Annotated in this window: 13 protein-coding genes and 1 pseudogene; 11 read left to right on the top strand and 3 right to left on the bottom strand. The window is 50.9% G+C overall.

The features are described 5' to 3' along the window. The first annotated feature begins 7 nt into the window (after nt 1-7). Nucleotides 8-1,083, top strand: a protein-coding gene (locus FDT80_RS13120) for an IS3 family transposase (protein WP_138662764.1) whose coding sequence is annotated in 2 segments (ribosomal slippage) — nt 8-257 and nt 257-1,083 — 1,077 coding nt in all. Because the reading frame shifts where the segments join, the coding sequence is not laid out codon by codon here. A 401-nt stretch (nt 1,084-1,484) separates the two neighbouring features. Here the strand turns inward: FDT80_RS13120 and FDT80_RS13115 are convergent. Next, nucleotides 1,485-2,211: pseudogene (locus tag FDT80_RS13115) on the bottom strand (IS5 family transposase). 707 nt (nt 2,212-2,918) lie between these two features. Here FDT80_RS13115 and FDT80_RS13110 point away from each other — a divergent pair. Further along, entirely contained in the window at nt 2,919-5,762 is a 2,844-nt protein-coding gene (locus tag FDT80_RS13110; RefSeq protein ID WP_138662763.1) for a UvrD-helicase domain-containing protein, read from the top strand. A gap of 152 nt (nt 5,763-5,914) precedes the next feature. Here the strand turns inward: FDT80_RS13110 and FDT80_RS13105 are convergent, their stop codons facing one another. Further along, entirely contained in the window at nt 5,915-6,880 is a 966-nt protein-coding gene (locus tag FDT80_RS13105) for a hypothetical protein (protein WP_138662762.1), read from the bottom strand. A gap of 135 nt (nt 6,881-7,015) precedes the next feature. Here FDT80_RS13105 and FDT80_RS13100 point away from each other — a divergent pair, with 135 nt between their 5' ends. The 6 genes from FDT80_RS13100 to FDT80_RS13075 all read left to right on the top strand — a co-directional run bounded on the left by FDT80_RS13100 (nt 7,016) and on the right by FDT80_RS13075 (nt 11,922). Next, nucleotides 7,016-7,615: a hypothetical protein gene (locus tag FDT80_RS13100; RefSeq protein WP_138662761.1), complete on the top strand. Its 600-nt coding sequence runs from the start codon at nt 7,016-7,018 to the stop codon at nt 7,613-7,615. A gap of 148 nt (nt 7,616-7,763) precedes the next feature. Continuing rightward, on the top strand, nt 7,764-8,954 hold the full coding sequence (locus FDT80_RS13095) for a tyrosine-type recombinase/integrase (protein ID WP_246039946.1): 1,191 nt from the start codon (nt 7,764-7,766) through the stop codon (nt 8,952-8,954). Next, nucleotides 8,888-9,529, top strand: coding sequence for a hypothetical protein (locus FDT80_RS13090; RefSeq protein ID WP_138662759.1), 642 nt, complete (start codon nt 8,888-8,890; stop codon nt 9,527-9,529). Before FDT80_RS13095 ends, FDT80_RS13090 begins: the two co-directional genes overlap by 67 nt. A gap of 132 nt (nt 9,530-9,661) precedes the next feature. Continuing rightward, on the top strand, nt 9,662-9,886 hold the full coding sequence (locus FDT80_RS13085) for a helix-turn-helix transcriptional regulator (RefSeq protein WP_138662758.1): 225 nt from the start codon (nt 9,662-9,664) through the stop codon (nt 9,884-9,886). A gap of 90 nt (nt 9,887-9,976) precedes the next feature. Further along, nucleotides 9,977-10,933: a DNA-primase RepB domain-containing protein gene (locus FDT80_RS13080; protein WP_138662757.1), complete on the top strand. Its 957-nt coding sequence runs from the start codon at nt 9,977-9,979 to the stop codon at nt 10,931-10,933. Then, the gene (locus FDT80_RS13075) at nt 10,930-11,922 is read left to right on the top strand and encodes an AAA family ATPase (RefSeq protein WP_138662756.1); all 993 of its coding nucleotides are present in this window, start codon (nt 10,930-10,932) and stop codon (nt 11,920-11,922) included. The genes FDT80_RS13080 and FDT80_RS13075 overlap by 4 nt, the downstream gene beginning before the upstream one ends. Nucleotides 11,923-12,280: 358 nt before the next feature. Here FDT80_RS13075 and FDT80_RS13070 read toward each other — a convergent pair whose 3' ends face one another. Further along, nucleotides 12,281-12,538: a hypothetical protein gene (locus FDT80_RS13070; RefSeq protein ID WP_138662755.1), complete on the bottom strand. Its 258-nt coding sequence runs from the start codon at nt 12,536-12,538 to the stop codon at nt 12,281-12,283. 258 nt (nt 12,539-12,796) lie between these two features. Here FDT80_RS13070 and FDT80_RS13065 point away from each other — a divergent pair, with 258 nt between their 5' ends. The 3 genes from FDT80_RS13065 (at nt 12,797) to FDT80_RS13055 (ending at nt 15,739) form a co-directional block, all read left to right on the top strand. Beyond that, nucleotides 12,797-13,579 carry a hypothetical protein gene (locus FDT80_RS13065; protein ID WP_170311861.1) on the top strand — a complete coding sequence of 261 codons (783 nt, stop codon included), beginning with the start codon at nt 12,797-12,799 and terminating at the stop codon, nt 13,577-13,579. A gap of 89 nt (nt 13,580-13,668) precedes the next feature. After that, nucleotides 13,669-13,869, top strand: a complete 201-nt coding sequence (locus tag FDT80_RS13060) for a hypothetical protein (RefSeq protein ID WP_138662753.1) — start codon at nt 13,669-13,671, stop codon at nt 13,867-13,869. A gap of 310 nt (nt 13,870-14,179) precedes the next feature. Then, complete coding sequence (locus tag FDT80_RS13055) at nt 14,180-15,739, top strand: endonuclease NucS domain-containing protein (RefSeq protein WP_138662752.1); 1,560 nt, start codon at nt 14,180-14,182, stop codon at nt 15,737-15,739. Nucleotides 15,740-15,976 lie beyond the last annotated feature (237 nt).

Genomic DNA, 15,976 nt, shown 5'->3' with positions numbered 1-15,976 from the left:
ACAGACAATGAAGAGAAGCCGTTTCAGCGAAGCGCAGATCATTGGCATCCTGAAAGAGCACCAGGCGGGCATGGCCGCGTCTAATCTGTGTCGCAAGCACGGGATCAGCGATGCGACAGTCTACAAATGGCGATCGAAGTATGGCGGCATGGAAGTGTCCGACGCACGGCGTTTGAAGGCGCTTGAAGCTGAGAACGCCAAGCTGAAGAAGTTGCTGGCCGAGCATATGATGGATGTGTCGACGCTCAAGGAAATGCTGGGAAAAAACTTTTGAGGCCCGGATCGCGACGCAATGCTGCGACCTGGGCCATGAAAGAGAAGCAATACAATCAAAAGCGGGCCTGCGCCCTGGCTGGGATCGACCCGCGTGTTTATCGGCGTGTGTCGAAGCGCCCAGCGGATATTGATCTGCGAGACCGATTGAAGGAGTTGTCATCTGAACGACGGCGTTTTGGATACCGCCGTCTGCACATCTTGCTCAAGCGAGAAGGCTGGCATGTGAACTGGAAGAAGCTATACCGGATCTACCGCGAACAAGGGTTAACAGTCCGTAAACGCAGCGGTCGCAAGCGGGCGGTGGGTACCAGATCCCCAATGGCAATCCCACAGGGGCCAAACCAGCGTTGGTCGCTCGACTTCGTGTCTGACAGCCTGTCCTGTGGCCGCCGGTTCCGCATTCTCAACGTGATTGATGACTTCAGTCGCGAATGTCTGGCCGCTGTGGTCGACACGTCATTGTCAGGTGAACGCGTTGCTCGTGAACTTGATCGGATTGCAGAGATGCGCGGCTACCCTTGCATGGTGGTCAGCGATAACGGAACCGAACTGACTTCAAACGCCATCCTGAAATGGCAGGAAGACCGCAAGGTCGATTGGCACTACATCGCGCCAGGCAAGCCAATGCAGAACGGGTTCGTCGAAAGCTTCAACGGCAGGATGCGCGACGAATGCTTGAATGAGCATCTCTTCGACAGCCTAAGCCATGCCCGCAAGTTATTGGTCGCATGGCGCACTGATTACAACCACCACCGTCCGCATTCTAGCCTCGCTGGAATGACACCGACGGAATATGTTAACCGGTAAAAGGAAGACCAAAACCTGAACAGAGCTAACCTAAATTAGCGGACTCAATGGGGAGCAGTTCATGATAAGTAATTTCTGGCCGACCATGTAGCCCTGCAAGAGACATAGCTATTGCCACGCACTTGGTTGCAGTTTGCAGATCGTTTTGCTCCCGATCCCTGATGGTCTCGGGATCAAACGGCGCGTCTCGACGAAGCTTATCTCTAGTCAATCTCTCCTTGTCGCTCTCGGTTACAGCATCTTAGAGATAAGCATAGGGAGTATCTGACAAATTAACGGTCCCATCGGCAGCAAATACCACCTCTGTTCCAGAGTAGATAACCGAAAGAGACTTGTTCCGAGGAAACTTGAAAAGTTGGGCCACAAAAACCCGCAGCCCATCTTCAACGTAGGCTCTGGACTCATAACCAAAAGATCACGGTCGCAGCGAGTGCTATTGCTGAGAGAAAGACCTTTGGGCTTCGGTCGTAACGGGTTGCCACGCGCCTCCAGTCTTTCAGACGTCCGAACATGATTTCGATCCGGTTGCGCTTCCTGTAGCGGCGCTTGTCTTATTTGACGGGCTTGTCGCGTGACTTTCGACCCGGGATGCAAGGCGTTATCTTTTTGTCGACAAGGGCTTCGCGGAACCAGTCCGCGTCATATCCCCGGTCGCCCAGGAGCCAGTCAGCGGTCGGAAGACTGCTCAGCAATGCTCTTGCCCCAGTATAGTCACTGACCTGACCGGCCGTCATGAAGAACCGGATGGGTCCGCCCACGTGCATCGGTTACAGCATGCAGCTTGGTGTTCATACCGCCCTTAGTTCGCCCGATCAGACGTCCACGCCCCCCCTTTTTAACCCCGAGGCTTGAGGCCATCCGGTGTGCTTTGAGGTAAGTCGCATCGATGGAGATCGTCTTGTTGTCGGGGGCTTCTGCCGACAACCCGATCATGATCCGCGCAAACACGCCCATGTCGCTCCACCTTTTCCATCGGTTGTAGAGCGTCTTGTGAGGGCCATACTCTCGCGGCGCATCGCGCCAGCGCAAACCATTGCGATTGACGAAGATAATGCCGATCAAGACACGCCGATCATCAACGCGTGGTACGCCATGGCTCTTCGGAAAATAGGGCCGCAGCCGCTCCATCTGAGCTTCGCTCAGCCAATAGCCAATATCAATTACTCATCAAGCCCCTTTGGGTTCGGGGACGGTGAATCATGCAGGCCGCGTAGCCTCAAGCCGATTAATAGGTCCTGAGCCTAGGCCGCTTGAAGTCTGAACTACCTAATTACTTTCAATAGTTTGCCTCCAAACCTCATTCTGCAAAACTGCGATAGCACGGATGAAATTTGCAAAACCTGCAATATGGCACCCATACGACACCCATCTCAAAATTGACACAACGCCGAGGAACGGCGACTACCAGCAACATACGGTTCTTATTTATAAAAATGGTGCCCGGGGGGCGGAATCGAACCACCGACACGAGGATTTTCAATTTTCCTAGGTTCCCGCGCATCTCTTCCCAAACCGCTTCAAGCTGACGTTAAATGTCTTTAGCTTCAATGCCCTGTGGTCTCCAATCAATCGCAGAGTAAACCAACCCAATTCACTCTAGCCCACTGCTTTTGGCACCCATAACGCACCCAGCGGTCAATTCTAACGTCTGTACGATCAGATAAAGCTAGTCGGAAATTTCCCGGTTTCGGCTTTAAGGTCCTCTCATTGGTCGATATCCTGAGAACCTAGCTCTTCTGTTCTATTTATTTGAAAGTTCCCTAATATTGAACCGTTTACAGCCAAAACCGTTGGTGGGCTTCCTTCTTAACCCCTTTGGCAGGCATGCCAAAGTCATGAGGTATGATGGCAATGAGATTGTCATCCAAGCTAGCCGTGCGGCCACTGGCACGCTGAGAGAGCTTTCTTCGGCTCCAACAGTTGAGAGTGGGTTTTGGGGGGCTACACTAAGGCTCCAATTTGATGACGAACCTATTCATTTGCTCAAAGGTGCGCGGTTCAAAGATGCGGTAGACTTCTCGGATAGCATTCGCTCGGACTGGGAAGCGGCCAACCAAGCCGAATTTGAAATCAGCCGAAGGGCCATCGATGCGTTACTTTTGGAAATTGAAGGGCTTGCGAACACAGTAGCCTATCCGGCTGCCTGCGTGGTGGCTCCAATACTGGAACGCGCTCGTGGTCTCGATCAGCGCCTTCTTTCAAAGCTACCACAGGAGGCTCTAGAGGATGTCCATCGAGATCAAATCAAAAAAACTCAGTCGTTTGTGCAACATGCCCAGCAGATTAGGCAGCAAGCGATCTCAGCATTCGAGGAACGCCAACTGTTTGAGTGGTCTGACTTCTTTGAAACATTTGAAAGCAACCCACTGACACCAGAACAGCGAGAATCAATCGTTTCGGATGAAGATGCAACACTGGTTTTGGCAGGCGCAGGCTCAGGAAAAACCAGCGTCATAACGGCCAAAGCTGGTTACCTGTTAAAGTCTGGTGCACGCAGACCTGAGGAGGTTCTGCTGTTGGCGTTTGCAAGTGCTGCCGCCAAAGAGATGAGTGAACGGATTGAGGCAAAGTGCGGTGAGCCGTTGGAGGCCAGAACGTTTCATTCGTTGGCCTATGACATCATAGGAACAGTTGAAGGAAGCAAGCCAGCGCTGGCCGCACATGCCACCGACGATAAGGCGTATCTGGCCTTGATCCGAGATATTCTGAGGGCCTTGGTCAAGACGGCTTCTGAGGTGTCAAAGTCCATTGTTGGCTGGTTCTCCCACACCCGGCTCGATGAGAGAAGTGAGTGGGATTTCAAGAAAAAGCACAGCTACTACACCTACATTGAGAAGCTCGATCTTCGTACCCTTCAAGGCGAACAGGTCAAGAGTTTAGAAGAGTTGATGATTGCCAATTGGCTATATGAGAACGGCATCGCGTATGAGTATGAACCCAACTACGAGCACAAGGTTTCTGAAGGTGGCTTCAGTGATTACTGCCCAGATTTCCGCTTATCAAAAAGCGGCATCTACCTTGAGCATTTCGGGGTTCGTCGTACGAAAACGGCAGACGGAACCTATCGTCTGACGACAGCGCCATTCGTTGATCGCGAAGAATATCTCGAGGGTATGGAGTGGAAACGTGGCGTCCACGCTGAACATGAAACAACTTTGATCGAGACGTTCAGTTATGAGCGTGAAGACGGTCAGCTGCTTGAGGCGCTTGCGGAGAAAATTGCGCCCTTTGAGACCGTCAGTCCAAGGTCACCAGAAACGCTCTTTGACAAGGTGGTGGAGCTAAACCAAGCAGACAGTTTTGTGCAGCTTCTTGGAACCTTCTTGAAGCATTACAAAGGAGGTGGATACCAACTGAGTGAATGCGCCGAAAAGGGGCGGACCTTGAAACTTGGCAAGCGAGCCAAGGCGTTTCTGTCCATCTTTGAGCCCGTCTATTTGGAATACCAAAACCAGTTAGACGGACGGATCGACTTTGAAGATATGATCTTTCGGGCAACCAAGTATGCCGAGACGGGGGAGTATATCAGCCCGTTCAAGCACATCTTGGTAGATGAGTTTCAGGATATATCCCGTAGCCGAGGGCGCTTGGTCAAAGCTCTAAAAGCCCAACACAGTGATGCACGCATTTTCGCAGTTGGCGATGACTGGCAGTCGATCTACCGATTTGCCGGGTCCGACATCAACCTCATGCGAAATTTCGGCGACAAGTTTGGGGGCGCCTTTGACGGGCAATCAGGAGTTCATCGCACTGTGGATCTGGGAAGAACATTCCGCTCAGTCGATCAGATTGCACATGCTGCGAAGAGGTTTGTGTTACAAAACCCGGCCCAGTTGAACAAGACAGTGATACCAGCTGGCACGTCTGATGTGCCCGCGTTGAAAGTTGTCTCGACGATCAAAACCGATGAGAAAAGCAAGCTGAAGCAGGTACTTCAGTCTTTGCAAGGCGCAGCAGAGCAAGGCAAACGGGCATCAGTATTGCTGCTAGGGCGATATCGGCATTTGGCTCCGTCTAATCTCTCGCAGTTGCGTCGCGAGTTCCCTGACTTGGAAATTTCGTTTCGCACCATCCATGCATCTAAAGGGCTTGAAGCCGATCATGTGGTGATCCTGAATATGTTTCGAGGACGCACAGGCTTTCCGTCCGAAATCGTTGATGACCCGCTCCTAAGTCTCGTCTCGCCAGAAGCAGAGCCATTTGAAAACGCCGAAGAACGCCGCGTTATGTATGTTGCTCTCACCCGTGCACGTAAATCAGTCACCTTGATGGGGTCAGCGTCGAAACAATCAGCTTTTGTTTCCGAGTTGATGGATGATCCTGAATACGGTGCAGTCGGCGCTCACCAGAAAGAAGAATTCAACCATCCATGCGGAGAATGTGGTGGGCATTTGGTCCCCGTCCCAACGAAGGATGGGCGTACTTGGTACAGGTGCGAACATGCGAGCCTTTGCGGAAATTCGTTGAACGCGTGTACCGCCTGCGGCACAGGCTTGCCCGTTCGGAAAGAAATTGCTGGTTTGAGAAAATGCTCTTGTGGCGCTGAGTACCCAAGCTGTCCTAATTGCAAGGATGGGTGGCTGGTCGAAAGAAGGGGCAGATATGGTCCGTTTCTTGGTTGTGTCAGCTACCCACGCTGCAAAGGAAAGGCGAAGATTTCAGCCCCCAAAGTTGATTAAGACAAAGGACGCGCAATTTGTAGCGGAATAGATGACAACTTCTATGTTTTAGGCTTTTTCAGACAAGCTCAACGATATTGGTTCCCAAGTGAAATCTAGCGGGCAGTTAACCACAAACCAAAAATCTAGAACCCTTGTTACAAGAGCTGACTTCAGTTTGCAGGGGTCGGCAAAATTCCGGCAACTATGAGACGAATAACTTCACCGGCTCTATCACGAACAAAATAGGTCTGTAGATAGACCTGATCTTTTTTCATCGTATCAATTAAGGTCTGTTTGATACGAGGTAAGATGTCATAAGGAATACTAAAACTTACAGTTACTGCCCCGTTTTCAATCCTCACCTTTCCCCAGCCGTTATCCTTATTAAATTGAACTACATCACATAGGAGTGCAGTAATCTCTTTGTCAACAATGGATGTTTCAATTTCTGCGGCCATATTTTGATCTAGAAATAAGACTGGTTTCGCGCTTCCAGATATCGAAGAAGATACCTCCAGAGTGTCTGCGCTTCGCCGCAGGGCGGTTGCCATTTCACCTATCAATGGAGCAGACATAGCAATCAACTTCTGGCTACGCGCAAAGTCAATTTTCTTTATTGCATCCGAATTATCGTTCATCCTTTCTTCTCTAGAAACCTCAGCGAGACGGCGCTTAATTACGTCACGAATTTTCACGGGCACTGCGTCAAGTGTTGTGTCACCCAAGTTTACGCTTTCAGCGATCTCATCAACTTGAGACTGAGCTTGGTCTGCGTCTGTCTGACGGCCAATCATCCCAGCGTCTTTCAGAGAGTCTTCGTCGATTTTTTCGATGACACGCTCGCTGACATAAGCCACCAAATCACCCAACGACACATCCACAAACTGATCTTCGGATTTACCCCTGCCAGCATCTTCAACATTGATGTTGAATGAGCCATCTGATTGGCTGGCTAGCCTGACGTCAAAGTTCGACTTGCTGGAAATCTTTTTATTGAATTTTCCAGCGTTTCGAAACTGAGATAGCTTAACAAGAAGACGAGCAGCGGCATATTGAAACCGCGCCGACTCATAAAAATTCATGCGGTGCTCATCGGCAAGGGCGCCTTCAAAGTGAAACGTTAGTTTTTCAGACATCTATGATAGTTCCTTGCTCGGCGTGTAACCTATGGCTAGATCAATACGCACACGGTGAAGTTGGCCCTTGATAGTCATGTCCATTTCCGTTTTCAATCCCAGCGTGTGGCCTGCAGTCACTTAAGGAAACCGACAATGAACGAAATCAGTATTGGTGCGGTTGGTGCCGCCGCGATTGCCGGTCTAGTATCGATGCTTGGGCTAATCATCGGGAAAGAACAGAAAGTATCCGAATTTCGGCAAGTCTGGATCGATCAACTGCGAAAATGTGTCGTAGATTATCTCGTCAGCATCAACGCGGTGTGTGACATCTTGAGCCTCAGGAAATCAGGGGAAGAAGCTGACAACTCAGCTCTACTTACCAACTACAAGTTGTTGAACGAGGCGAGCCACGGCATCACCCTTCGCGTCAATGATACGGAGAAGCCTGCAAAAGCACTTCTGACTTCAATGAACGAGTTCGAAAAGTTGGCGCAGGACAACAACTCTTTGACCCCCGAGAAGATCAAGGAAGTCGAAGGCCGCTTCGTTCTAGCGGCTAAAGAACTATTGAAATTTGAATGGACTAGAGTGAAAAGGGGAGAAAGTGTTTTTGTCTGGACTAAGAGGGTCATTCTGCTGGGCATAGTATTTCTGCTGGGGCTGCTCGGCCTTTTTTGGTATGATGGTTTGGGAAACAGCCCTTTGGATAGCGAGGGGGATTCTCAGCTGCACCTAGTTCTAAAAGCTGATTGATGAGAGTATCTTCATCAAGTGTTTCGAAACAATTTTCGATTAAATCGCAAGAAGACCTATGCAAATTGCCCCAATCCTTCTTAGATAAAGTCAGTTCTTTTCAAACCATACCCTGACACGCGGATTCTGGGTGTCTTACAGTGTTCTCATGACACAGACCCTGACAACCAAATCACTCGACGCTATGAAGCCTGCCGCCGTTAAGCGGTACGAGGTTCAAGATGCGAAAGCACCCGGCCTGCATGTGCGTGTGTCGACCACAGGTGCGAGGATGTTTTACACGATGTCCCGCGCCAATGGAAAACGCAGGCGCATCAAAATCGGTCCATACCCTGTGCTCTCTTTGGCCGACGCGAGACGCCGCGCGATGGAGATCGCCCGTTCCATCGAACTGGGTGAATACGATGTAGCGCCGGAAATCCCCGAGGATGCTGCGCCCACCCTCGGTACAGTCATCCCGCAGTTTATCGAGCTCCACGCCAAGCCCAACACCAAGGATTGGAAACGCACCGCAAGCGTACTGCGCAAGTTTGATGGCTTGAAAGACAGGCCCCTTGATCAAATCAAGCGACAGGACGTCACCAAGGTCTTGGACGGTATTATCGCCAACGGGACGCCGACACGCGCAAACCGGGCGCTCTCAGCAATCAAAAAGCTGATGAACTGGTGTGTCATGCGCGGCACCATCGAAACGTCACCTGTGGCTCTGCTCAGGCCGCCGACACGCGAAATCCAACGTGATCGCGTGCTCATCGATGACGAAATTCGTGCAATATGGCGGCACAGCGAAACTGAGCACTACCCTTTCGGGCCATTTCTCAAATTGTTGATGATCACAGGGCAACGCAGAAGCGAGGTGTCGGGAATGCGCTGGTCAGAACTCAATCTTGATGAGGGCGTTTGGGAACTGCCAGCAAGCCGTGTGAAGAACGCTCGCCTGCATATTGTTCCCCTGCCTGCACAGGCGGTGGCGATCCTGCGTTCACTGCATAGGTTCCTCAACAGCGACTTTGTTTTCACCACGACAGGGCGTTCAGGGATTTCTGGGTTTGGTCGTCTGAAAGATCGGATCGAAGCGACGTTACCTGAGAACACACAGGATTGGCGCTTCCATGATTTCAGGCGCACCGCCTCCACAGGCATGGCGAAGATTGGCGTGATGCCCCATGTGATCGACGCAGTGACCAACCATAAATCAGGGGTCGTCTCAGGCGTCGGCGCGACATACAATCGCTACACGTATTTGAACGAGAAACGTGAGGCGCTGGAACAATGGGCAAACGAACTGACGAAGATTGTGCAGAACCCTTCGGCGACCAGTGCAGAAAAGAAATCCTAGATATCTTAAACGTTGCCGATGACGAAACCTTTTCCCACTTCTGGAATAGACTGCGAGAAGAATGCCTGAAAGTTCGGCGTGGCGTGGAAGCTTCGCCAAATGGGTTTCGATTGGCTCCTTTCGATATGTCCCTGACGCAGCGCAGCACGTGGCTCCAACGAAAAATTATCAACCCTATTGTGACACTGGAAGCCGCTCTAACCGACGAAAACGGTCCACATTTCGCACATTGGGAACGATATGGCGAAGTCGTGCCTGTTGCCGACGAAACGCTTCTCGCCAGCTTAGCTGAACTGAAGAACAGGGCCAAACGTTTGCAGGCCGAACTCGAAGATGAAATCACTGGCGAAAAGGCTGGCAAAGTAACGCACACACACGAGATCAGATATTACATTGTCCACGTCTGCTTGTCTGAACTGCGCGAATGCTACCCAAACCTCAAGCTTTCAAGGGGTAACTGGGACAAGGAAATCAAGATAGCTACAGGTGCGATCCCAGATTTTGTGCGTCGCATTTTTCTCGAAACCACAGGGCAGCTTGAGCAGCTAGATGGGCCAATGCAGGCGAACATGTAAGCCTTTTGAAAACCCCACTTCAAATCGAGTTGAGACCTTCAGGACCTTAGCTCGCAATGCGTCCCAATCCGCGTCATCTTCATTCTTGTCGGAGCGCTCTTTCACAAACGCAAACATGTAGAAGGAAAGACAATGAATATTTCGGATGGCCAAAAGGCCCTTGCAACACGCGCTGATCTCAAGCGCCTTGGTATTACCGTAAGCAACAGCACGCTATTGCGCTGGGAGGCACGTGGACGATTTCCACGCCGTGTCCGCCTTGCGGGCACAAGCGTCGCATGGTTGCTGAATGAACTCGAACATTGGCTCGCTGAGCGCGCTGAAGAACGCTCTCACACGCATTACGCCGAGTTCTAATACCGCCCACCACCTCCAAAATTTCGCAACCGACCTGCCACTCGCTTAATCGCGTGAACGGAGAAGTTGTGCCTAATGAAAGGCCAAACAATGAAGCCGTCTATCAATAAGACTGAGTTCCCGACCCTTTGGGAAGAAGGCGCATCAGATAGCGCCACCATAACTGATCAATGTGATTTTCTTTTCGAGCTTTGGGACAAGCATCACAGATCACGCGCAGAGCTATTCGTTGCATTGGGTTTCCGGCAAAAAGGTTCTTCAAGAATGCTCACGCAATTTGCAAACCTGCAAGGCCGCCACACCGTCAAATACTTCCTAGAAAATCGCGACCGTCATTCTTGGGAACTGTTTTTCTGTCCCAATGTTTTCTTGCGCCCAAATCGGTCGGCAGAGCACGCCTATTTATCAAGGCTTGGGTGGTGCGACGTTGATGATGCAGACCCATTCAAGTTTTCCCCTGATCCGTCTGTAGTTTGGCAAACCTCTGAAGGGCGGTCACAGGCACTGTGGTACTGGGACAAAATGCATTCTCCACAAAAATCGGAGGCCTACTCAAAGGCACTTACATATCGTCATGGTGGAGACGTCGGTGGCTGGTCTGTCACGAAATTCCTGAGATTGCCCGGCTCATACAATCACAAACCTGATTACCGCAAACCGTTCGTTCGCCTTATACACCATGATCCTGCGTTGATTGCCAAGAGACCACAGTTGTTGACGGAGAACGGCGGAAGACGCGCTGTCAAATCACAAAGGTTGGAATTAAATCCCTTTGCGCACAAACCGCTCGACGTCTTAAAGCGGTATCGCCGAAAACTGAGCACCTCAACGGCACATCTCATTCGACATAGTTCTGTTCAAGCGGGAAACCGATCCAATCGGATTTACGCTATCGTTTCTGGGCTTCACGAAGCTGGAGCAACGCGCGACGAAATTGCCAGTGTGCTTTGGCACAACCCATATTTCCTTAGCAAGCACGGCGACGACCATGCCGCGCTCGAAACTGAGGTGTCACGCATCATTTCGAAGTTGGGGGACGTCAAATGACCAATCCTAAGTCAATTCGAACTGCATCAAAGACAAGCAGGCCAAAGAGGGAGGCAAGTGTGCGGAAATCCCGGAAAGACGGTATTGAGACGTTTACGGCGCGCGACCTGCAACACATGGATTTTCCACCACTTCGGTTCGCTGTACAGGGCTACATCGCGGAAGGTCTGACGTTGCTCGCGGGCAAACCGAAAATTGGCAAGTCTTGGATGGCGCTTGATTTCGCAATGGCCATCGCGACGGGTGGAGTGGCGCTTGGGTCGATAAATTGTGAGCAAGGCCCCGTTTTGTATTGCGCTCTGGAAGACAATCACCGCCGCTTACAGCGGCGCATGCGCAAGCTTTATGGGACCACAGATCGTTGGCCAAAGTCCTTTCATTTTACGACCTCAATGAAACGGTTGGACGAAGGCTTGCTTGACGATCTTCGGGATTGGATCGGGGAATACGAGCCAAGACTGATCATAATTGATACTTTGGCCTGTATCAAACCACAGAGCAAAAAGGAATCTGGTTATAGCGCAGATTACGCGGCGCTCGGCCCCTTGCAGGTGCTGGCGGGTGAACTCGGTATTGCTATCGTCCTTATTCACCACTTGCGCAAAATGCACGGTGATGACCCGTTTGACATGATTTCGGGAACCACAGGCCTAACTGGCGCAGTCGACGCTGCACTGGTTCTACAACGCGGCGTAGACGGACCAACCCTTTATGGCCGAGGTAGGGAAATAGAGGAGATCGAAGTCGCACTCGAGCTAACGGACGGGGCTTGGAAAATCTTAGGTGAGCCTTCAGCGGTTCGACGATCCGACGAACGAAATGCAATCATCAAGGTCATGACCGATGCCAAAAAACCACTTGGCCCCAAACAAATCTCTGATGCGCTGGAGAAGGAAGAGAACAACATCAAACAGTTGCTTCGAAAGATGTCGATTTCCAACGAGGTGAAGAAACAGAGCCGTGGACGCTACATACTCCCGAAATCCTGACATCAACGATAACTTTGGTAACTTAATAACCTTTGTAAGCGCGAAGGTTACTAGGTTATCGAGGTTATCAACGGTGCTCGGGTTTCACAAAATCGGCTCACGATCCAAAAAACTCGGAAATGCACATCAGCACTTGTCTGTTCATCGGGATCACCTTCATAAAAAAACGCCTCCCCCATCCCCCTGTGGTCGCCTATTGTCTTCGCCTTGGTCGTGGTGGCCAGATGCACCCGAGACCGACACGCGGACTATTGATCAGGCTGTTGGAAGCGGGACGGAACAAAATATCTGAGTCTTTTCAAGTGGTCCGTATTTACGACAATCTACGATCATTGATTTGGGTGCCGCATGGGTGGGTTTACTCATTGGTTGGGGCATCCAAAGCGTCATTTTGCATCCATCCCTTTTTGTGGAAGTGTCGCGTGACGATTGCGCGGTTGTAGAGCGGGAAGCCAATCCACAGGCCGTTGGCTGTGATCAGTGACAAGATCGACCACAGGAACATTCCCTTGAATAGATAGTAAAGCGGGCCGAATAGCAGCCACCACAGCCTGTGCCAGTTTCCGAGAATGACCTTCTCTTGCCCGTTGAATTTCCATGTTGCCCGAATGACCATCGCGGTCTCCTTTGCTGATTGCAGTTGCAACAGCGCAATAAGATTGAGTGGTGGTGGACGTCAGGGTATTTCCTAAATCATTGAGCGTCTGCGCAGCGCACAGGGGCCAGCACTGGCGTCAGCGGCTCTTTCGTCGCATCACGTCGTTACGTCCGGCCACGAGGCCCTCTGGCTTAATGTAATGCGGCCACGCGCGCTTAAAGCCGTATGCACTAGGGATTTGTTGCGGGGTTGAGGTTCGCATGAATAGATAGCAACTTGGATAGAATGATTAAGGGCAGAATAGTTGTGGCGAGTAGATTTCATGTACCTGATGGCAATGACGTGCTCAGGGGCGATATTCCTGCAATTGTTGAATTGATCGAACGGAGCGCGCGTTGGGTTCATCCTGACACGTTCAAGGCGTTGCCTGTTTGGGCACCCGAAACAGCGCGAGGTCGACCTCTTTATGACGCTGGCTGGACGCGTCAGTACACAAACAAGCGTAAGGCGACAGGCGTTACTGCCGACAAGTTTGAGGGAAATGTAGCAGCGCTAAAATCCCTAGTTGCCGCGCTTGGTGTTGCGTCGCCTAAACCGAAAAATTGGACCGTCTGCCACATCTGGGGCTATGACGATCCGTCGTTTGCAAAGCAAAGCAGCGTTGTCCAAGACCCACGCTACTTCTCCTGTGTTGCTAATATGGTCTGGTTGCCGACACCGCTGAAAGGTTTCACGGACACCGTCCCAGAGATAAAGGACATTCTTCGTGTCTGTTCATTCTATCTCTACGGTTGGGCATGCGAGCATGATTCCGTTCTAGAACAGGCTAAGAAGGTACGCTCAGGTTGGATTCCAACCCACTATCCGCATAGCTGGCCTAGTCCTGATCGTCCCAGCGCATTGCCAGCGGGAACGGCCCCATTCGCAGCTGAAATCGTGTCCGAAATTGAGAAGCGCAAGTCGAAGTTTCGGGCGGCCTTAGCTAATAATGACTTTGTTCATTACCCAAGGGCTGAGGTAAAAGACGTACTTAGGTTCTGGAATGTAGATTTGGACTAACACCATATGCTCTGGCTTTTTTGGGGTTGTCCCTGACATGCCTGCTGACCTCGTCTTATCGATCTGCATCAGAAACCTAGGAGATCGACATGACCGAAATCATCACGCTCAAAGCCCTCTGCGAAGAACTCAAGATCGACCCACGCGAGGCCCGAGAAAAGCTACGCGCTGCTGTAAGTGACGCGAAGGCGAACCCTGAGCTGGCGAAGGCACGCAAACCCCGCACACCTTGGCAGTGGGTCAAAGGATCAACCGCGGAAAATGATGCGAGAAAGGTTTTGGCCAAATAGAGGCAGCACTTTGCAGGCATTGGAGCAACTTCGGTCATGTAGCACCCGACCTGTCAAGCCTGCCGTTCGCTGCATCTGTGGCGGATCGCATTCACACTGCTCCAGCTTTTCTGTAGACGACTAAGCTCTACCGAACGGCGGGTTTAAGGCTCTCTTGACCATCTTGAAATGCTTGGATGCATTTCGCGTAGGACCCAGATGCACCAAGCGACGATTTGCGATAATAGCCTTCTAAGCCTGAGTTAACGCATGTGGCAGAGTTATCTTCCACGATTGAGCAGCGTGAACCAAATAAGGGATGGCGTGATACATGAAACTTCCAGTTCTTGGTCGATGGGAAAATGAGGGTGGTCTTCGGGATCATATTGCAAAGCATCTGGAGATACTCGAACCGGACCTGACATTGGTAGAAATTGAGCACACTTTGCCCAACGCTCTTGGCGCTGGAGGGAGAGTGGACATTTTGGCGATGGACGCTTTGGGGAATTACGTCTGCATCGAAGTCAAACGCAGCGACAATAGCGCAAGGGCAACACTCAATGAACTTAGCAAGTACCTTGTCCTGTTTTGTCAGGAGCATGATGTTCAAAAAGAAAGGGTACGATGCGTCCTAGTGTCGACGGACTGGCATGAAGTTCTTCTGCCTTTATCTGCTTTTGCAGTGACTTGTGGTGCGGATGTAAGTGGCTACAAAGCCCACATGAGGAATGGCGAGCTTGTTTTGGACCGCCAAGCATTGCAAATAATCTCATTTTCACCCCGGATCAGTCCGGAAATTTGTGTAATGTACTTCAAAGACGAACCAGCGCGACAGCAATATTTGCATCGTGTGGTGGAACGTGCGGCTAAACTTCCGTTCATACGCAGTGCTCTGCTGCTCCTCAATCCTAGGCCCAATTCCAAGTTCGTAGACCATTTGGTGGTCGCCTACATTTGGAAAATCCCAGCTGAGTTTCACCCTGACCTCGAGAGTGTTGTTGGAAACAAAGTCGGCTGGCTCGAGCCATATTTACACCCAAACGCCAAGGCAGAAACGGATGCATTGTTCTGGATATTTGAGCAGGAAGACGTTCTGTCGACCTTCTATTCTGGCTCAGCCCGGTCTGGAACACCCGAAAAGGTGACAAACCTACTAGGACGTTTTGATTTTGAAAGTATCAAGAAAGTTGGCCGGTGGTCAGCAAAGGATCTGATCAATACAGATGAAAAGCTTCTGTCACAAATGACTAGCTTCTCTCCGATGACGGGTGGCGCGAAACAGAACCAATACACATATACATCATTAGCAAAGCCCCAATTGGAAAAGAACTTCGCGCGTGAGGTGTCGGATTTCCTAGATTTTTTGTCATTTTCAAGTGTTTTTAGATCTGCTGCAGAGACTTATCTCGCATCGCTCCAGTCCGAGAATGTCGAAGTTGCATTTGAGGCCAATCGAGGTCGAAATACATTCATGGATCTCTATCTCTCAAAGCGACGTGGCGTGTCACAACTCGCTTCCTTCCAGATTATCGTGTCTGACAATAAGGTGCCAACTGCAGGATTGGTCGGTGCTTACTATTGGGACGGGAAAACGTTTCCAAGAGACGCGGCAAACAATATGGATGATGCGTATGGGGGCGTATCACCGACACTGTTGCAGGCTTTTAGCAGCGCGGAATGGGTTTCCGATCAGGACACCATGGCGATGCATGGGCTGATCCCAGTGGTTTTCAAATTGTTGGATAACTCGAAGACGCTGGTGTCACGTGGAGGCGGAATCGATACCCAGTTTCGCCCTTTTGATGACTTTGCGTGGTTCAACAAGGCCTACCTCACAGACCTTGCTCAAGTCATCGAGAGCGCGTCTGACCTCGGCGCTCAGGACTTGTAAGGATGACGGAGACAAGAACTGAAACACTCGGCAATGTGGTCGCTTAGCTCAATCAAAGAGGCCCGTTCTGGATATTGAAAACATCAGGTTGGGTGCCGCAAAGAAGTCTCTTCAAACCTGACTATCTGGCAACCACCTATCTGAGTGGCGGTATCTTGATGATCAGAGCAAAAGATATCAGGCGGGAACAATGCGGTCGCTGCTTCACTTTTTTGTGTGACCACATCTTGCGATCCG

Source organism: Sulfitobacter sabulilitoris (genome assembly GCF_005887615.1).
Classification (GTDB): Bacteria; Pseudomonadota; Alphaproteobacteria; order Rhodobacterales; family Rhodobacteraceae; genus Sulfitobacter_E; species Sulfitobacter_E sabulilitoris.
Note: the sequence above shows the minus strand (reverse complement) of the source record. Positions and strands in the feature narration are given on the sequence as shown.